Raw genomic sequence first — 17,183 nt, forward strand, 5'->3', positions numbered from 1 at the left:
CGTCCGCTGTTCCGCCGGCGGACCGGGGCACGCCGTCACCGCCGGTCTCACGCGGCATCCCCGGTGTCCTCCGGCGCGGCCGTGGACGCCCGCTCGACCAGCGCCGCGAACTCGCGCCGCACGGAGGGCTCCGTGCAGGCCCGGCCGAAGTGCCGCAGGCTGCGTTCGGCCAACCGCGTGATCCTGGACTCGACAGCGGCCCGCGCCCCCGTACGTTCCAGTGCCGCACGCATGCGGCGCACGGTGTCGCCGGACACGGACGGGGGCGCCCCGGGGACGAGTACGTCCAGGGCGTCCTGGTCACCGGACGCCTCGGCCAGCCGGGAGCCGACGGCGAGCAGGTACGTGAGCTTGCGCGTGCGCAGGTCGTCGTCGGCCGGCTTGCCCGTGACCGCCGGATCGCCGAAGGCGCCGAGGAGGTCGTCGCGGAGCTGGAAAGCCAGGCCGGCGCACCGTCCGGCGGCGCGCAGCGCGTCGAGGGCGGTCGCGTCGGAGCCGGCCAGTACCGCGCCCATCGCGAGCGGACGCTCGACCGTGTACAGGGCACTCTTGAGGGTGGCGATGGTGACCGCCTCGTCCACGCCGGACGCACGGGTGGCCTGCGCGTGGAGGTCCCGGTACTGACCGGCGACCATCTCGCCGCGCATCGCCTGCCACTCACGGTGCAGTCGCGTGCCGTGCGGCGAGCCCAGCGCCGTCTCGGTCAGCAGGTCGTCCGCCCAGGCCAGGGCCAGATCGCCGGCGAGGACGGCCGCGGAGGTGGCGAACGCCTCGGAGGAGCCGGTCATGCGGGCCTCCGCGTGCAGACGCGCGAGGTCCACGTGCACCGCGGGTGCGCCCCTGCGCAGGGGCGAGCCGTCCATCACGTCGTCGTGGACGAGCGCACACCCCTGGACGAGTTCGAGGGCCGCACCCGTGCGCAGGACCGCCGTCGCGTCCCCCGATCCTCCGGCGGCCCGCCACCCGCACCAGACGAACGCCGTGCGCAGCCGCTTCCCGCCGCGCAGGACCAAGGACGCGACACGGTCGGCGATGTCACGGGCGAACACCGGGTCCGTGCCGCTCGCCTGCCTCAACCTCGCATCGAGGACGCGCCGGAGCTCCGCCTCGGCCTCCCGGGCCGCCTCGTGGGCCGTGAGCGGGCCGTCGACGGGCCCGCCCGCTTCGGCCACTGTCGGCCGCAGTCCCAGCATGCACAACCCCTTCTCACCATCGGTAACCCGCACACCAGTGCTTCGGCCGAGTACCCCTCCCCGGATGCGCCGACCGGCGTGCGGTGTGCGGCTGCCGCGCGGCGCGTCCCCGCTCAGTCGCGGCCACGGGCGTGTCTGAAGCGCGCCAGCCCGTCGGAGAGGCCGATCAGCGGTTCGGGGTAGTCGAGGCGGGCACGCCGGACCGGCGGGAGCCGCCAGGGTTCGTGCACGAACCGGTCCTCAACGTCGCGCAGTTCGGGTACCCAGCGGCGCACGTAGGTTCCCCGCGGGTCGAAGCGCTTGCCCTGGACGGTCGGGTTCAGGACGCGATGCGGTCGGGTGTCCGTGCCCGTGCCGGCGACCCACTGCCAGTTGAGCTGGTTGTTGACGATGTCGCCGTCGACAAGGAGGTCGAGAAAGTGCCGGGCGCCGATCCGCCAGTCCACGTACAGCGTCTTGGTCAGGAAGCTCGCCGTCAGCAGACGCGCCCGGTTGTGCATCCAGCCCTCGTGGCGCAACTGGCGCATGGCCGCGTCGACCACCGGATAGCCCGTACGGCCCTCCCGCCAGGCGGCGATGTCCTCGGCCGCGTCCTTCTCACCCCGCCAGCGGTCGTGCCGGGTGCGGTAGTCCCGCACCGACGCCTCGGGGCGCGCCGCCAGCACCTGGTGGTGGAAGTCACGCCAGCACAACTGCCGTACGAACGCCTCCGCACCGGGACCACCGTGCGCGCGGGCCCGCTGTACGAGCTCGGACGCGGACAGGGCGCCGAAGTGCAGGTACGGCGACAGCCGTGACGTCGCGTCGCCGGCCAGGTCGTCGTGCCGTTCCCCGTACCCGGCCAGCCCCGACCGTGCCCAACGGGAGAACCACTCCCGGCCGGCCTTCTCACCTCCCGCCGGGAGGCCCGGGGAGAGACCACGCAGGGCGTCGCGGGTCGGAAGCGGCTCGCCGCGCACCCCGTCCGGAACGCGCACGGTGCGCGGCGCCGGGCACACCTCGCGCAACCGCTCGGCGGACCAGCGGCGGAAGTAGGGGGTGAAGACCGCGTAGTGGTCGGAGCCGGAGGGCGTCACCCGGCCGGGCGCGACGGCGGTGGTCACGGTGTCGTGCACGTGCAGGGTGACGCCCAGAGGCCCGAGGAGGCCGCGCAGCCGCTCCTCCCTCCGGTGGCCGTAACCCGTCACCGCTTCGGCCATGTGCACCTGCGTGGCACCGCACTCGCCGACGACCGCGCCGACCTCCCGGGCGACCGGGCCGCTGCGCACGACCAGCCGGCCGCCGCGCCGGCGCAGGGAGGAGTCGAGGTCCGCCAGGCAGTCGGCGAGGAACGCGGCGCGGTTCGGGGCGTCGAAGCGCACGGCGTGCACGCCAGGATCGAGCACGAAGACGGGCACCACCTCCTCGGCCGCCGCGAGCGCGGCGCGCAGCGGCGGATGGTCGTGCAGGCGCAGGTCGGAGGTGAACAGGACGACCGCGGGGGTCATGTCGTCGCTCCTGGTGAGGTGGCTGGGTGGTCGGTGGCCGGTGGTCGGCGGGCATGTGGTGAGGGGGCGCGAGAGCGTACTGACCGGTCAGGAGCCAAGGCGTTTTCGGGGGCGTGCGCGCCCGGTGCGCGCCGCGTGTCCGCGTGGGCTCATGCCCTTGGCGGCGGTCCGCGCGATGTTGCGGGCCATGCCGCCGAAGACGACGGCGTGGAACGGCGACACGCTCCACCAGTAGGCGTGGCCCAGCAGCCCGCGAGGATGGAACAGGGCACGCTGGCGGTAGCGCGTGCGGCCGTCGGTGTCCGTCTCGGCGTACATCTCCAGCCAGGCCAGTCCGGGCAGCCGCATCTCGGCGCGCAGCCGCAGCAGGCGGCCCGGTTCGATCTCCTCGACCCGCCAGAAGTCCAGTGAGTCACCGACCCGCAGGCGCTCGGCGTCGCGTCGGCCGCGGCGCAGGCCCACCCCGCCGACGAACCGGTCGAGCCGGCCCCGGACCGCCCAGGCGAGCGGGAACGAGTACCAGCCGTTGTCGCCGCCGATGCCCTCGATGACCCTCCACAGCGCCGCGCGCGACGCGTCGACCGGCAGGTGACGTTCGTCCCGGTAGAGACTGCCGCCGGCCCAGTCGGGGTCGGTGGGCAACGGGTCGCTGGGGGCGCCGGGTACGGCCGCGGACGACCAGCGGGTGACCACCTGGGCGTCCCGGACCTTGCGCAGCGCCAGCGCCAGCGCCTCGTCGAACGGCAGCGGACGGCCCGGAGGGTCGGGCACGTGGCGGGCGATGTCGTGTTCGTGGCAGACGACCTCGTGCCGCAGCGACTCGGTCAGGGGGCGGGCGATGGACGCGGGCACCGGGGTGACCAGGCCCACCCAGTGGCTCGAGAGCCGCGGGGTGAGGACCGGCACCGGCACGATGAGCCGTCGGCGCAGTCCGGCGACGGCGGCGTAGCGACGCATCATCTCCTGGTAGGTGAGGACGTCCGGCCCTCCGATGTCGAAGGCCCGGTCGACGTCGGGCGGCAGGGTGGCCGAACCGACGAGGTAGCGGAGCACGTCGCGGACTCCGATCGGCTGCGTGCGGGTGTGCACCCAGCTGGGGGTCACCATCACGGGCAGGCGCTCGGTGAGGTAGCGCAGCATCTCGAACGAGGCCGACCCCGAGCCGATGACGACCGCCGCCCGGAGCACCGCGGCCGGCACCGGGGAGTCCAGGAAGACCCGCCCGACCTCGGCCCGGGAACGCAGGTGGGGGGAGAGGGAGCGCTCGGGTACGCCCGCGGGGGTGAGCCCGCCGAGGTAGACGATCCGCCGTACCCCGGCGACGTGCGCCTGCTCGGCGAAGACCTGGGCGGCCAGGCGGTCCGTGTCCTCGAAACCGGAGCCGGTGCCGAGGGCGTGCACCAGGTAGTAGGCGACATCGATCCCGCGCATGGCCTCGGCGACGGAGGCGGCGTCCGTGACGTCACCGCGGACGGTCTCGGCGTCCCGCGCCCAGGGGTGGTCGCGCAGCTTGCCGGGGGAGCGGGCCAGGCACCGGACCCGGTGGCCGGCCCCCAGCAGTTCCGGCACCAGTCGTCCGCCGATGTATCCGGAGGCCCCGGTGACGAGGCAGCGCAGCCGCTCGCCGGTCCGCTGTCCGTCCTTGTCCGTCACGAGTGTTCCTCTCACGGGTCCGGTACGACGTCCCTCTGGTGTCCGATCATGGGTGCGGCGGTGTGACCGCGCCCGCCGCGCCTGCCGCGCCCGCCATGTCGCTGAGCCCGCCATCGCGGGGTCCGGCTTCGGCAGGAGCGGCTCACGCACGCCGTGGCGAGGGGAACGGGACGGATCTCGCGGCCATGCCCACGCGACCACTTCACCGGCCACCGGGCCCGCGGATGCACCCCGGCCCGCGAACGCGCCCACCGCCCTCCTCGGCTGACGGGCGGACGGACACGTGCGCCCGGCCGGACCGCGTTCGCTCAGCGGCGCCGGGATCGGGAGGCCGCGTGGTCGGCGCGGCCGCCGGCGCCGAGGAGTCCCGTGGCCTCGAACGGTTCGGCGGCGGCGAGACGCGGCAGTTCGCGTCGCGACAGCATCGTCACCACCGCGGGCATCGCGGCACGCACCAGCTGGGCCGACCGCAGCCAGTGGGGCACGTAGACGGCCGGACGGCGCCGTTCGACCGCGGTGACCAGGCGGCCGGCCACGTACTCGACGGGGTAGACCTTGCGGGCCGGCGGCGGCATGTGACCACGCAGCTCCCGCAGTACCGCGTGGTCGTCCGCGTCGCGGACCATGTCCGTGTCGGTCCAGTTGATATAGGCGATACCGACGCCCACGCGCCGGTGGGCGACCTCCGCCCGCAGCGCGTGCGCGAACGACTCGACCCCCGCCTTCGAAGCGCAGTACGCGCTCATCATCGGTGCCGCGCCGATCGAGGCGAGCGACGCCACCTGGAGGAAGTAGCCGGAGGTGTCGAACAGATCCCGGATGAACGTCCGGGCGGTGGCGGCGCTGCCGATGAGGTTCACCTCGACCACGCGGCGCCACACCGCCGGATCGGACTCGGCGAACGGGCCGCCCTCGGCCACACCGGCGTTGGCGACGACGACGGAAGGGGGGCCGAGGCGGGCCCGGATGTCCGCCGCGGCCGAGGCCAGGCCCCGGTCGTCCGTGACGTCGACCTCCCAGCACGCGCCGACGCCCGGCAGCGAGTCCATGACCCGCCGCAGCGTCCGTTCCTCACGTCCGATGAGCGCCACTCTCGCCCCGCGCGCGGACAGTTCCCGTGCCATCGCCGCGCCGAGGCCGCGTGCCGCTCCGGTGACGACGGCGGTCCTTCCACGCAGCGGGCTCCCGGCGACCGGCATGCGACGGCTCCTCTCCGGCGGCGGCGTCCGTCCCGCTCACGGTAAGCACCGGCGACGGCGACGGCACCCCGGGGGAGAGCCGGGCGTTCGCACACGCGACGCGAGCCAGTGCCCCACGCCCACCGAACAGGCATCCGCCGGCCCGGCGGCGCGGCGGACGCCCGCGGGCGGAAGCACTTGCCATGATCCGTTGAGGAGCAGGCGGAAACGGGCGGACCCGCGCGGACGGCATGCGACGCACACAGCGATCAGGAGCTCACATGAACACCTCACCCCGTCCGAGCGTGCGCATGGAGGTGGTCGACGCCTACCGGGAGCACCTGCGGGCGCTGGCCGAGGGCGACACCGCCGCTCTCGACACCCTGCTGGACGACGCTTTCACCCTCACCCACACCACGGGCCACGAGCAGCCGAAGGACGAGTGGCTGGCACAGATGCGCGCCGGGCACCTCGTGTACCACGGCATCGACGAGAAGACGGTGACCGTGCGGGTGGACGGCGACACCGCGCGCCTCGTCGGACGCATGGTCGCGGACGCGACCGTGGACGGCTCGCAGTCCGACCAGCGTCTTCAGCTGACCATGGACTACGCGCGGGTCGGTGCCACGTGGACCGCACTGCGGTCGGTGGCCAGGCACTGGTAGGTCTCTTCCGGATAATCCACCTCGGATCGAAGTGCTCTACGCTGGCGGGCATGACCGCCATGACTCCCGCGCGCACCGAACCGGACCTGTCGTACCTCCTCGACCACACCAGTCACGTCCTGCGGAGCAGGATGTCCGCCGCGCTCGCCGAGATCGGCCTGACCGCCCGGATGCACTGTGTGCTCGTCCACGCCCTGGAGGAGGAGCGCACGCAGGTCCAGCTCGCCGAGATCGGTGACATGGACAAGACGACCATGGTGGTGACCGTGGACGCCCTGGAGAAGGCGGGCCTGGCCGAGCGCCGTCCCTCCAGCACGGACCGGCGCGCTCGGATCATCGCCGTCACCGACGAGGGTGCCCGCGTCGCCGGACGGAGCCAGGAGATCGTCGACCGCGTGCACCGCGAGGCCCTGTCCACGCTGGCCGACGCGGACCGTGAGGTGCTCCTGCGGGCCCTCCGTCACCTGGTGGACGACGGCCTGGCGACTCCCGTCGAGGCTCCGCGCACCGCCCGCCGGGCGCGCCAGTCCAGGTAGCCGCGTGCGCGGTCCCGGTTTCCCGGGGCGGCCAAAGTAAGTCCGAAAAAAATAGTCTGCAACAAAACCATCTGCTACGGTCTCTCCTGTCGCCCAACTGACAGGAGAGACCGCATGCTTGCCGTATCCGACCCCGCGCCGTCGCTCGCTCCTCCGACCCCGCGTACACGCCGCCTCGCCCTCGGGGTCGTCGCCACCGGGATGCTGATGATCATCCTCGACGGCTCCATCGTGACCGTGGCGATGCCGGCCATCCAGAACGACCTCGGGTTCACCCCCGCCGGCCTCAGCTGGGTCGTCAACGCGTACCTCATCGCGTTCGGCAGCCTGCTCCTCCTGGCCGGCCGGCTCGGCGACCTGATCGGCCGCAGGCGCATGTTCCTGGCGGGCACCGCCGTCTTCACCGCCGCCTCGCTGCTGGCCGCCCTGGCCACCTCGCCCGCCCTGCTGATCGCCGCCCGCTTCCTCCAGGGCGTCGGCAGCGCGATGGCCTCCGCCGTCGGCCTGGGCATCCTCGTGACGCTGTTCACCGAGCCGGGGGAGCGGGCCAGAGCCATCGCCGTCTTCAGCTTCACCGGCGCGGCGGGCGCGTCCATCGGCCAGGTGCTCGGCGGCGTACTCACCGACGCGCTCACCTGGCACTGGATCTTCTTCATCAACCTGCCGATCGGCGTCGCCACCCTCGCGATCGCCGTACGTGTCCTGCCCCGTGACCGCGGAATCGGCCTCGGGGCGGGCGCCGACGTCCTCGGCGCGGTCCTGGTGACCGCGGGCCTGATGCTCGGCATCTACTCCGTCGTCAAGGTCGAGGAGTACGGCTGGGACTCGGGCCGCACCCTCGGCCTCGGCGCCCTCGCCGCCGTACTGATCACCGCGTTCCTCGTGCGTCAGGCCACCGCGACGAACCCGCTGATGCCGCTGCGGATCCTCCGCTCGCGCAGCGTGTCCGCCGCGAACCTGGTCCAGGTCCTGATGGTCGCCGCGCTCTTCTCCTTCCAGATCCTCGTCGCCCTCTACCTCCAGAAGGTGCTCGGATACGGCGCCGCGGAGACCGGCCTCGCGATGCTCCCGGCGGCGGCCGTCATCGGTGCCGTCTCCCTGGGAGTCTCCGCCCGGCTCAACACCCGCTTCGGTGAGCGCAACGTCCTGCTGGCGGGCATCGTGCTGCTGGTCGGCGTCCTCGGTCTCCTCACCCGCCTTCCCGTCCGGGCCGACTACGCCGTCGACCTCCTCCCCGTGATGCTGCTCGCCGCGGGCTTCGGCCTCGCGCTCCCGGCGCTGACCGCGCTCGGCATGTCCGGTGCGGACGGCAAGGACGCCGGTCTCGCGTCCGGCCTGTTCAACACCACCCAGCAGATCGGCATGGCCCTGGGAGTGGCGGTCCTGTCCACCCTGGCCGCCTCCCGCACCGAGACCCTCGCGGCGGAGGGCGGCCGGTCGGCGGCCGAGGCGCTGACCGGCGGCTACCGGCTCGCCTTCGCCGTGGGGGCGGGGCTCCTGGTCCTCGCCTTCGCCGTCGCCCTCGCGATGCCGCGCCGCCCCGAGACGCCGGCCGCCCGGCAGCCGGACGCCGACACGACGGCTCCCGCCCTCGGCACCACCGTCTGACCCGCCCCCGCCCCCGCCCTTGCGCTCCGCGACCACCCTCCCGCTCCGCGACCACCGAAAGGCCGATCCCCATGAGCCAGAACGCCACCCCTGCGACCACCCCCGCCACCGCCGAGAACGACGGCCCGGCCCCTCGTGTCCTCACCGACGAGGAACTGTCACGACTGCTGGGACGGCAGGGTTTCGGCGTACTCGCGAGCGTCAGGAGCACCGGTCACCCGCACCTGTCGACCGTCCTGTACGACTGGAACGCCGAGGAGCGCGTCCTGCGTGTCTCCTCCACCGCCGACCGTCTCAAGGTCCGCCAGCTCAGACGCGACCCGCACGCCTCACTGCACGTCAGCGGCCCGGACGTCTGGTCGTTCGCCGTGGCCGAGGGCGAGGCCGAGATAGTGGACCCGGCCGACGGGGCGCCCGCCGGCGAACAGCCGCTGCCCGACCGGCGCGTGACGATCCTGGTCCGGGTCTCCCGCCTGTACGGCACCGCCCTGGACGTCCCCGCCCAGGACTGAGCCGTGCGCCCGGCGGCGGCGCGCGGTCACCACGCCTCGATGACCGGGGCGTCGGGCTCGTACCGCCGCCAGGCCTGGTTGAGACGTCCGAGCCGGTCCGCGGCGGCGATGCCGCACAGCGACGTGACCTTGCCGTCGCCGACTTCGAACACCACGGCACCCACGACCCGGTCGCCGACCACGGCCAGGACCGCCGGAGAGCCGTTGACCGGCGCGATGTGCATCGCGGGGGAGCCGCCGGCCAGCCGCCGCTTCGCCGGCGTGGGCCGGAAGCCGGCCCGCACGAAGGAAGCGACCCGTTCGGGCGTCCGGTACCGCAACAGCCGCCTGCTCAGTCCCGCACCGTCCGAGACCGCCGTCACGTCGTCGGTGAGCAGCGCGACCAGCCGTTCGGTCCGCCCCGACGTGGCGGCGGCGAGGAACTCCTCGACGACCCGGCGGGCGGACGCGGGGTCCCTCGCGGCGCCCTCGTCGCCGCGGCGGCGCTCGGCCCTGACCCGGGTCCGGGCCCGGTGGACGTGCTGCTGGCTCGCGGACTCGCTGATGTCGAGGATCCGGGCGATCTCGGCGTGACTGTAGGAGAAGGCCTCACGCAGGACGTACACGGCCCGCTCGACCGGCGAGAGCCGTTCCATGAGGGCCAGGACGGCCAGGGACACGGACTCGCGCTGCTCGAAGGTGTCGGCGGGGTCCAGCATCGGGTCGCCTTCGAGGAGCGGCTCGGGCAGCCAGGCGCCGGCCACCCGCTCGTGGCGCGCCCGCGCCGAGCGGAGCCGGTCCAGGCAGAGGTTGGTGACGACCTTGGTCAGCCATGCCTCCGGTACCTCGACGTGGGCGCGGTCCGCGGCCTGCCAGCGCAGGAACGTGTCCTGCACGGCGTCCTCGGCGTCGGCGGCCGAGCCGAGCAGACGGTACGCCAGGGAGGCCAGCCGGCCCCGGCTGGCCTCGAACCGGTCGAGGGCCACGCTGTCCATGCGGAACACCCTATGCGGCGACCCGCACCCCGGGCAGGACCTGCGAGCCGGCCAGGCGGCGCCTGCGCTTGGGCATGCCGAAGGTCGGGTGGTCGATGCCCCAGCCGGCCCCCTTGAGCACGCCCGACTTGAGTCGCGCGGCACTCCGGCCGCCCAGGTACCAGGACCTGGCCCGGGCCTCCTCGTCCACCATCTGGAAGATCGCGTCCCGCCGCCCGAGGCTGATGTGGTTGCCGAAGTACCTCAGCCCGGTGACCGGTACCTCGCGGCCCGTCAGGCGCGCGATGATCGCGGCGGTCGCCTGCATGTTGGTGAGGCCGGCCGAGGCGCACGACATGGGCAGCGGCCGGCCGTTCTCCCCGATCGCGTAGGCGCAGTCACCGGCGGCGTAGACGTCCGGGTGCGAGAGCGAGCGCATGGTGCGGTCGACGACGATCCGGCCGTCCCCGGCGACCTCCAGGCCGCCGGCGGCCGCGAGGGGATGCACGGCGAACCCGGCCGCCCACACGGTCACGTCGGCCGGGAGGGATCTTCTGCCGGCGGCGATCGCCCGGGCCGGCTCGACGGCCTCGACGCGGGTGTGCTCGTGGACGGTGACGCCGAGCCGGTCGAAGGCCCGGCGCAGGTGACGGCGGGCCTTCGGGGAGAGCCAGGCGCCCGGCTCCCCGCGGGCGGCGAGCGCGACCGACAGACCGGGCCGGGACTCGGCCAGCTCGGTGGCGGTCTCGATGCCGGTGAGCCCCTCGCCGACGACCAGTACGCTGCCGCCCTCGTCCAGGGCGGCCAGGCGCTCGCGCAGACGCAGCGCCGAGGACCGGCCGGTCACGTCGAAGGTGTGCTCGGCCGCGCCGGGGACGTCCTGGTGGGCCACGGAGCTGCCGAGCGTGTAGAGCAGCGTGTCGTACGCGATCAGGCCGTCGCCGTCCTCGCCGGTCACGGCGACGGTCCTGCGCCCGGGGTCGATGCCGGTGACCCGCGCCAGGCGCAGGCGCACCCCGGTGCCGGCGAAGACGTCGGCGAGTCCGCGGAAGGCGATGTCCTGGCCGGCGGCGAACTGGTGGAGCCGCATGCGTTCGACGAAGTCGGGGGCGGCGTTGACGACGGTGATCTCGGTGTCGGCGGGGGAGAGCCGGCGCGCCAGGTTCCCGGCGGCGAAGGCCCCGGCGTATCCGGCACCCAGTACGACGATGCGGTGCTTCATGGCAGTGCTCCCTGTCTCGTTCGCGTGCCCCTTGAACGGGACGGCGCCCCGATTGCTGACAGGGGTCACGTGTGATCTGGGTCACTGTTCTCGGTGGCGGGGCGGGCCGGGGAGGGCGGGCGGACACCCGGGTCCTGTCCGGGGTCTGGCATGGCCACCGCGGAGGCGGGTACGACCCCTGCCGTACGGACGTCGCGGAAGCGGCCGACGAGCGAGGAGAGCCGGAAGTGATTCGAAAGCTGCAAGCGGTCGCGCTGGACTGCGCCGACCCCGTACGGCTCGCGGAGTTCTACGCGGAGCTGCTCGGCGGGCGGGTGGTCAAGGACCCGGACGACGCCGACTGGGTCGAGGTGCACGGGTTCGAGGGGGTCCCCCTGGCCTGCCAGCGGGTGGACGGCTACCTGGCACCCGAATGGCCCGGACAGGAGCGCCCGCAGCAGCTCCACCTGGACTTCGACGTGGACGACCTGGAGGGCGAGGAGAAGCGGGCGCTCGCCCTCGGCGCGACCGTGCTGGAACGGACGGACCAGCTCCACCCGGAGGCCAACTGGCGCGTCTACGCGGACCCGGCCGGCCACCCCTTCTGCCTCTGCCTCCACTGAGCGCGGCCTGAGGGGCGGCACCGGGGCGGACATGCCGGGGCCCGGCTCACCCGTACGCGGGGAGCCGGGCCCTGAGCTGGACCGCTGAGACTCGAGCGGGACCGCCGGACTCAGGAGGCCGAGGACGTGGCGGCCTTCGGGGCCTGCTCCCCGCCGGCGGTGCCGACTGCGCCGTCGCCCTGGGAGACGTCGCCCTGGGACGCGTCGTCCAGGGAGTGGTCGTCGAGGGAGAGGTCCTTCGTCTCCTTGCCGAGCACCAGCGCCACCAGGGTCAGCACCGCCATCGCGGAGAGGTAGACCCCCACCAGCCACGGCGACCCGTCACCGGCCTCCCACAGCGCCACCGCGATGAACGGGGCGACGGCCGCACCGAGGATCGAGCTGACGTTGTACGAGACCCCGGAACCGGTGTAGCGCACGCTCGTCGGGAACAGCTCGGGCAGGAGCGCGCCCATCGGTCCGAAGGTCATGCCCATCAGCGTGAACCCGAGCACCAGCCACAGCACCACACCGAGCGTGCCGAGGTCGAGCAGGGGCACCCAGAGCAGCCCGAAGACCACGATCGAGGCGGTGACCCAGATCAGGGTCGTGCGCCGGCCGTACTTGTCGGCGAGCGGCCCGGAGACCAGGGTGAACGCGGCGAAGAACAGCACCCCGAAGATCATCATGAGCACGAAGGTGGTGTAGCCGTACCCCAGCCCCGGCACGGCGGCGTCCTCGGCCGTACGCCCGTAGCTCAGGGAGAACGTGGTCATCAGATAGAAGAGCACGTACGTCGCCAGCATGGCGAAGGTGCCCAGGACCAGCTGCCGCCAGTGGTCGCGGAAGACGGTGGCCAGCGGGAGCTTGTGCACCGTGCCGGCCTCACGGGTCCGGGAGAACACCGCGGACTCCACCAGCCGCATCCGCACCCACATGCCGACCGCGACCATCACGGCCGAGAACAGGAACGGCACGCGCCAGCCCCAGCTGAGGAAGGCGTCGGAGGGCTGCGAGGGGTCCGCGCTCGCCGACGGGAGCAGGACGGCGATGAGCAGAAACAGGCCGTTGCCGATGATGAACCCGAGCGGTGCGCCCAGCTGCGGGAAGGTCCCGTACAGGGCGCGTTTGCCGGCCGGGGCGTTCTCGGTCGCCACCAGCGCCGCGCCGCTCCACTCCCCGCCGAGCGCGAAGCCCTGCGCGAGCCGCATCACCACCAGGAGCGTGGTGGCGACCCACCCGGCCTGGGCGTAGGTGGGCAGGACGCCGATGAGGAACGTGGCGATACCCATGGTGAGCAGGGAGATCACCAGCGTGCTCTTGCGGCCGAGGCGGTCGCCGAGGTGCCCGAAGAACACGGCGCCGATCGGACGGGCGACCATCGCGGCGCCGAACACGGCGAACGACGACAGCAGGGCGGTGGTCGGGTCGCTGTCCGGGAAGAACAGCTGGGGGAAGACCAGTACGGCGGCGGTCGCGTAGATGTAGAAGTCGTAGAACTCGACCGTCGTGCCGATGAGGCTGGCGATGAGGACGCGCGAGCGCGGATTGACGGGAACCTGGGGCGGGCTGGTGTCTGGCGTAGGCATCTGGAGCGTCTTTCACACGTACACGGGGGACGGTCACCGACGCACCGCGTCGGCGGCCCGCACGGCGGCGTGCGGCCCCGGGAGAGGGGACCGTACGAACCGTATGGGCACTACAACCATGTCACCCATCTCATGCATCGGTAGATCAATCTCGGGATATGAGATGCCGTCGAGGCGTGGGCGTGTCGAGGCGGGCCGTGCGGGTCTCGCGCATCCGCCACACCGTGAGGGCGGTGATCGCGGCGCCGGCGCACAGCAGCAGGGAGACCGGCGTGCTGTCACCGCCGGAGGAGGCGACGAGGCTGCTCGCGATCAGCGGCGAGAACCCGGCGCCGATCAGGGTCGCCGCCTGGTAGCCGAGGGAGGCGCCCGTGTAGCGGACCTCGGTGCCGAACAGCTCGGTGAGCAGGGCACCGAGCGGCCCGTACATCGTGGACTGGGCGAGGCCGTGGCCGAGCACGAGGGCGAGGATCAGCAGGCCGGGCGAGCCGGAGTCCACCAGGGCGAGCACCGGGAACGCGAGGGCCGCGCAGGCGAGGGCGCCGGCGAGGACGACGGGGCGCCGGCCGACCCGGTCGGACAGCGCGGAGGCGGCGGGCAGGACGGCCAGGGCCACGCAGGAGGCGACGGTGACCGCGGTGAGGACCTGCGGGCGGCTGTAGCCCCGGTCGACGGCGTACGAGATCATGAAGCCGGTCAGCAGTGACTGCGCGGTGAACGCGCCGATGCCGACGCAGGCGGCCAGCAGCACGGTCCTCGGCCGGCGCAGCACCTCCACGACCGGCGGCCGGGCCGCCTTCTCCCGCCGCCCTTGTGCGAACAGCGGGCTCTCCGCCACCTTCAGCCGCACGAACAGGCCGACGGCCAGCAGGACGACACTCAGCAGGAACGGCACCCGCCAGCCCCAGGAGCGGAAGTCGTCGTCGGGCAGGGCGGAGACGAGGGCGACCACCCCGGCGGAGAGCACGGAGCCGAGCGGGGCGCCGAGCTGGGTGGCGCTGGACCACAGGCCGCGACGGTCGCCCTGGGTGCGCTCGGCGTGCTCGACGACCATCAGGGTCGCGCCGCCCCACTCGCCGCCGATCGCGAGCCCCTGCACCACGCGCAGGGCGACCAGCAGGACGGGCGCCCACACACCGATGGCGTCGTAGGTCGGCAGCAGCCCGATGAGGAAGCTGCCGCCGCCCATCAGGGCCATCGTCAGCAGCATCATCGACTTGCGGCCGATCCGGTCGCCGAAGTGGCCGAAGACGATGCCGCCCAGCGGCCGGGCGACATAACCCGCGGCGAAGGTGCCGAAGGCGGCGATGGTGCCGACCGCGGGGTCGGCACCGGGGAAGAACAGATCGCCGAAGACCAGCGCGGCGACGGTGCCGTAGACGAGGAAGTCGTAGAACTCGACGGTGGTGCCGAGCAGGCCGGACAGGGCCACGCGACGCAACTGGCGGTGGTCCGGGGACGGTTGGCGGGCAGGGGAGGGGGACGGCTGCACGGTGAGCTCCCTGGGGACGGTGCCGATGCCCGGGAAGCTAGGCACGAATTCTTCAGCCGTCAATCATCTGCACAACATCACTTCAGCCCGTCCCCGGCGATGCGCAGCAGCAGCGCGTGCAGGGTCTCCCGTTCGGCCGGGTCGAGCGGGCCGAGGAGGTCGTGCGTCACCTGCGTCCCCGCCTCGTCGGTGTCCTGGAGGAAGGCGCGCCCCTTGTCGGTGAGGACGACGATCCGGCTGCGCCGGTCGTCGGGGGACGGCCGGCGTTCGGCGAAGCCGAGCCTCTCCAGGTCGTCGACCAGGCCCACGATGGCGCTCGGGTCGTAGCCGAGCCGCGCGCTCAGCTCACGCTGCAACGCGCCGTCGGTGGTGGCGAGCAGGCGCAGTACCGCGTAGTGGCGCAGGCGCAGCCCCGACTCCTGGAGCGAGGCGTTGAACAACTGCCCCGAGCGCAGACCCAGGCGGTAGAGCAGATAGCCGGTGTCCGCGTGCAGGGCGCGCATCCACGGCTCGTCCGCGTCGATCGGCTGGGGGTTCGTGGCGTGCTGGCGAGTGATGGCGGGCTCCCTGGTCGAGGCCCCTGGCGGGGCTGTGCGTCGGTGCTGCCCCGAGTCTCTCGCACTCGGCGGGTTGGCAACAACTATTGACGACAACAATTATTGCTCTTAACTTCTAGTTCGACCCAGTCACCCCGTGAAGGGATCCGCACGTGCCCCGCATCGATCTCACCGGCAAAGCCGCCGTCGTCACCGGCGCCGGCCGGGGCCTCGGCCTCGCCTACGCCCACGCCCTGGCCGCCCACGGAGCCTCGGTGGTCGTCAACGACGTCGACGAGACCGTGGCCGAGGCGGCCGTGAAGTCCGTCCGCGAGGCCGGCGGGACCGCCGTCGCCGAGGTCGTCCCGGTCGGTACGGCCGAGGCCGCCGACCGCCTGGTCGCCCGCGCCGTCCACGAGTTCGGCCGGCTCGACGTCCTGGTCACCAACGCGGGCATCCTGCGCGACAAGGTGCTGTGGAAGATGACCGACGACGACTTCGACGCGGTGCTCGGCACCCACCTCAGGGGCACCTTCACCTGCGCCCGCGCCGCCGCCGTCCGCATGCGCGAGCAGGGTGAGGGCGGCACCCTGGTCCTGGTCGGGTCCCCGGCCGGCCAGCGCGGCAACTTCGGCCAGACCAACTACGCCGCCGCCAAGGCCGGCATCGCCGCCATGGCCCGCACCTGGTCGATGGAGCTGGGCCGGGCCGGTATCACCGTCAACGCGATCGTGCCGGTCGCCGCCACGGCGATGACCGAGACGATCCCCGCCTTCGCGCCGTACGTCGAGGCGATGCGCGACGGCGCGCCACTGCCCGGCTTCCTGCGCAAGGGCGAGGGTTTCGGCACCCCCGAGGACTGCGCCGCCCTGGTCCCCTTCCTCGCGTCCGGGGCGGCCCGGGGGATCACCGGCCAGTGCATCGGCATCGGCGGCGACAAGGTGAGCCTGTGGTCCCACCCGCGGGAGATCAGGTCGGCGTACGCCGACGGCGGCTGGACCCCCGACGCCCTCGCCGCCGCCTGGCCCACCTCGGTCGGCGCCGAACTCCAGACGGTCGGCATCCCCGCGCCGAAGGTTCCGGAGGCGTGATGACCCGGGCCATGAACGTCGAGGAACTCGTCGCGATCGACGTCCACACCCACGCGGAGGTCTCCTCCAAGGGCCACGCCTCCCTGGACGACGACCTGCACGAGGCGTCCTCCGCCTACTTCAAGGTCGAGGGCAAGCGCAAGCCCACGCTGGAGGAGACGGCTGCCTACTACCGCGAGCGGAGGATGGCCGCCGTGATCTTCACGGTGGACGCCGAGTCCGCCACCGGTACCGCGCCGGTCCCCAACGAGGAGGTGGCCGAGGCCGCCGCCGCCAACGCCGACGTCCTCATCCCCTTCGCCTCCGTCGACCCCTTCCGCGGCAAGGCGGGCGTGCGGCAGGCCCGCCGCCTGGTGGAGGAGTACGGGGTGAAGGGCTTCAAGTTCCATCCCAGCATCCAGGGCTTCTTCCCCAACGACCGCTCGGTGGCGTACCAGTTGTACGAGGTCATCGAGGAGACCGGCACCATCGCCCTGTTCCACACCGGCCAGACCGGCATCGGCGCCGGCGTGCCCGGCGGGGGCGGGATCCGCCTGAAGTACTCCAACCCCCTGCACGTGGACGACGTCGCCGCCGACTTCCCGCACCTGAAGATCATCCTGGCGCACCCGTCCTTCCCCTGGCAGGACGAGGCCCTCGCGGTCGCCACGCACAAACCGGGCGTGCACATCGACCTGTCCGGCTGGTCGCCCAAGTACTTCCCGCCGCAGCTCGTGCAGTACGCCAACACGCTGCTCAAGGACAAGGTCCTGTTCGGCTCCGACTTCCCCGTCCTCACCCCCGACCGCTGGCTCGCCGACTTCGACAAGCTGACGATCAAGGACGAGGTCAAGCCGAAGATCCTCAAGGAGAACGCCGCCCGCCTGCTCGGGCTGACCACACCGTGA

Annotated in this window: 16 protein-coding genes; 7 read left to right on the top strand and 9 right to left on the bottom strand. The window is 73.0% G+C overall.

Features of this window, described 5'->3' with window-relative positions:
- Positions 1 to 47 precede the first annotated feature (47 nt).
- The 4 genes from ACFIF2_RS07945 to ACFIF2_RS07960 all read right to left on the bottom strand — a co-directional run bounded on the left by ACFIF2_RS07945 (position 48) and on the right by ACFIF2_RS07960 (position 5,532).
- Positions 48 to 1,193, bottom strand: coding sequence for a polyprenyl synthetase family protein (locus ACFIF2_RS07945; protein WP_395571809.1), 1,146 nt, complete (start codon positions 1,191 to 1,193; stop codon positions 48 to 50).
- Positions 1,194 to 1,306: 113 nt separating this feature from the next.
- Entirely contained in the window at positions 1,307 to 2,680 is a 1,374-nt protein-coding gene (locus tag ACFIF2_RS07950; protein ID WP_395571810.1) for a cryptochrome/photolyase family protein, read from the bottom strand.
- An 87-nt stretch (positions 2,681 to 2,767) separates the two neighbouring features.
- Positions 2,768 to 4,333 (bottom strand): SDR family oxidoreductase, encoded by a 1,566-nt coding sequence (locus tag ACFIF2_RS07955; RefSeq protein ID WP_395571811.1) that lies wholly within the window; start codon positions 4,331 to 4,333, stop codon positions 2,768 to 2,770.
- Positions 4,334 to 4,641: 308 nt separating this feature from the next.
- Positions 4,642 to 5,532, bottom strand: coding sequence for an SDR family oxidoreductase (locus ACFIF2_RS07960; RefSeq protein ID WP_395571812.1), 891 nt, complete (start codon positions 5,530 to 5,532; stop codon positions 4,642 to 4,644).
- Positions 5,533 to 5,792: 260 nt separating this feature from the next.
- Here ACFIF2_RS07960 and ACFIF2_RS07965 point away from each other — a divergent pair, with 260 nt between their 5' ends.
- From ACFIF2_RS07965 to ACFIF2_RS07980, 4 genes are all read left to right on the top strand, one after another.
- Positions 5,793 to 6,176 carry a nuclear transport factor 2 family protein gene (locus ACFIF2_RS07965; protein WP_395571813.1) on the top strand — a complete coding sequence of 128 codons (384 nt, stop codon included), beginning with the start codon at positions 5,793 to 5,795 and terminating at the stop codon, positions 6,174 to 6,176.
- A gap of 50 nt (positions 6,177 to 6,226) precedes the next feature.
- Positions 6,227 to 6,712, top strand: coding sequence for a MarR family winged helix-turn-helix transcriptional regulator (locus ACFIF2_RS07970; RefSeq protein ID WP_395571814.1), 486 nt, complete (start codon positions 6,227 to 6,229; stop codon positions 6,710 to 6,712).
- 114 nt (positions 6,713 to 6,826) lie between these two features.
- A complete protein-coding gene (locus tag ACFIF2_RS07975) occupies positions 6,827 to 8,320 on the top strand; it encodes an MFS transporter (RefSeq protein ID WP_395571815.1) in 1,494 nt (497 codons plus the stop codon).
- A 71-nt stretch (positions 8,321 to 8,391) separates the two neighbouring features.
- Positions 8,392 to 8,832: a pyridoxamine 5'-phosphate oxidase family protein gene (locus ACFIF2_RS07980; protein WP_395571816.1), complete on the top strand. Its 441-nt coding sequence runs from the start codon at positions 8,392 to 8,394 to the stop codon at positions 8,830 to 8,832.
- 26 nt (positions 8,833 to 8,858) lie between these two features.
- Here ACFIF2_RS07980 and ACFIF2_RS07985 read toward each other — a convergent pair whose 3' ends face one another.
- Both ACFIF2_RS07985 and ACFIF2_RS07990 read right to left on the bottom strand, forming a co-directional pair.
- Complete coding sequence (locus ACFIF2_RS07985) at positions 8,859 to 9,806, bottom strand: sigma-70 family RNA polymerase sigma factor (RefSeq protein WP_395571817.1); 948 nt, start codon at positions 9,804 to 9,806, stop codon at positions 8,859 to 8,861.
- A gap of 10 nt (positions 9,807 to 9,816) precedes the next feature.
- Positions 9,817 to 11,007: an NAD(P)/FAD-dependent oxidoreductase gene (locus ACFIF2_RS07990; protein ID WP_395571818.1), complete on the bottom strand. Its 1,191-nt coding sequence runs from the start codon at positions 11,005 to 11,007 to the stop codon at positions 9,817 to 9,819.
- Between the two features lie 227 nt (positions 11,008 to 11,234).
- On the opposite strand from ACFIF2_RS07990, the gene ACFIF2_RS07995 reads away from it, so the two are divergent.
- The gene (locus ACFIF2_RS07995) at positions 11,235 to 11,609 is read left to right on the top strand and encodes a VOC family protein (RefSeq protein WP_395571819.1); all 375 of its coding nucleotides are present in this window, start codon (positions 11,235 to 11,237) and stop codon (positions 11,607 to 11,609) included.
- 110 nt (positions 11,610 to 11,719) lie between these two features.
- Here ACFIF2_RS07995 and ACFIF2_RS08000 read toward each other — a convergent pair whose 3' ends face one another.
- The 3 genes from ACFIF2_RS08000 to ACFIF2_RS08010 all read right to left on the bottom strand — a co-directional run bounded on the left by ACFIF2_RS08000 (position 11,720) and on the right by ACFIF2_RS08010 (position 15,172).
- Positions 11,720 to 13,177, bottom strand: a complete 1,458-nt coding sequence (locus ACFIF2_RS08000) for an MFS transporter (protein WP_395571820.1) — start codon at positions 13,175 to 13,177, stop codon at positions 11,720 to 11,722.
- 145 nt (positions 13,178 to 13,322) lie between these two features.
- Positions 13,323 to 14,669, bottom strand: a complete 1,347-nt coding sequence (locus ACFIF2_RS08005) for an MFS transporter (protein WP_395571951.1) — start codon at positions 14,667 to 14,669, stop codon at positions 13,323 to 13,325.
- Positions 14,670 to 14,746: 77 nt separating this feature from the next.
- Entirely contained in the window at positions 14,747 to 15,172 is a 426-nt protein-coding gene (locus tag ACFIF2_RS08010) for a MarR family winged helix-turn-helix transcriptional regulator (protein WP_395571821.1), read from the bottom strand.
- A gap of 206 nt (positions 15,173 to 15,378) precedes the next feature.
- Here ACFIF2_RS08010 and ACFIF2_RS08015 point away from each other — a divergent pair, with 206 nt between their 5' ends.
- The gene (locus ACFIF2_RS08015; RefSeq protein WP_395571822.1) at positions 15,379 to 16,296 is read left to right on the top strand and encodes an SDR family NAD(P)-dependent oxidoreductase; all 918 of its coding nucleotides are present in this window, start codon (positions 15,379 to 15,381) and stop codon (positions 16,294 to 16,296) included.
- Between the two features lie 11 nt (positions 16,297 to 16,307).
- Complete coding sequence (locus ACFIF2_RS08020; RefSeq protein ID WP_395571952.1) at positions 16,308 to 17,183, top strand: amidohydrolase family protein; 876 nt, start codon at positions 16,308 to 16,310, stop codon at positions 17,181 to 17,183.

Source organism: Streptomyces sp. BK79 (genome assembly GCF_044142145.1).
Classification (GTDB): domain Bacteria; phylum Actinomycetota; class Actinomycetes; order Streptomycetales; family Streptomycetaceae; genus Streptomyces.

Coding starts and splice junctions, on each gene's coding strand:
- ACFIF2_RS07945 (WP_395571809.1), bottom strand. CDS start 1,193: ATGCTGGGACTGCGGCCGACAGTGGCCGAAGCGGGCGGGCCCGTCGAC.
- ACFIF2_RS07950 (WP_395571810.1), bottom strand. CDS start 2,680: ATGACCCCCGCGGTCGTCCTGTTCACCTCCGACCTGCGCCTGCACGAC.
- ACFIF2_RS07960 (WP_395571812.1), bottom strand. CDS start 5,532: ATGCCGGTCGCCGGGAGCCCGCTGCGTGGAAGGACCGCCGTCGTCACC.
- ACFIF2_RS07965 (WP_395571813.1), top strand. CDS start 5,793: ATGAACACCTCACCCCGTCCGAGCGTGCGCATGGAGGTGGTCGACGCC.
- ACFIF2_RS07970 (WP_395571814.1), top strand. CDS start 6,227: ATGACCGCCATGACTCCCGCGCGCACCGAACCGGACCTGTCGTACCTC.
- ACFIF2_RS07975 (WP_395571815.1), top strand. CDS start 6,827: ATGCTTGCCGTATCCGACCCCGCGCCGTCGCTCGCTCCTCCGACCCCG.
- ACFIF2_RS07980 (WP_395571816.1), top strand. CDS start 8,392: ATGAGCCAGAACGCCACCCCTGCGACCACCCCCGCCACCGCCGAGAAC.
- ACFIF2_RS07985 (WP_395571817.1), bottom strand. CDS start 9,806: ATGGACAGCGTGGCCCTCGACCGGTTCGAGGCCAGCCGGGGCCGGCTG.
- ACFIF2_RS07990 (WP_395571818.1), bottom strand. CDS start 11,007: ATGAAGCACCGCATCGTCGTACTGGGTGCCGGATACGCCGGGGCCTTC.
- ACFIF2_RS08000 (WP_395571820.1), bottom strand. CDS start 13,177: ATGCCTACGCCAGACACCAGCCCGCCCCAGGTTCCCGTCAATCCGCGC.
- ACFIF2_RS08010 (WP_395571821.1), bottom strand. CDS start 15,172: ATGCGCGCCCTGCACGCGGACACCGGCTATCTGCTCTACCGCCTGGGT.
- ACFIF2_RS08020 (WP_395571952.1), top strand. CDS start 16,308: ATGAACGTCGAGGAACTCGTCGCGATCGACGTCCACACCCACGCGGAG.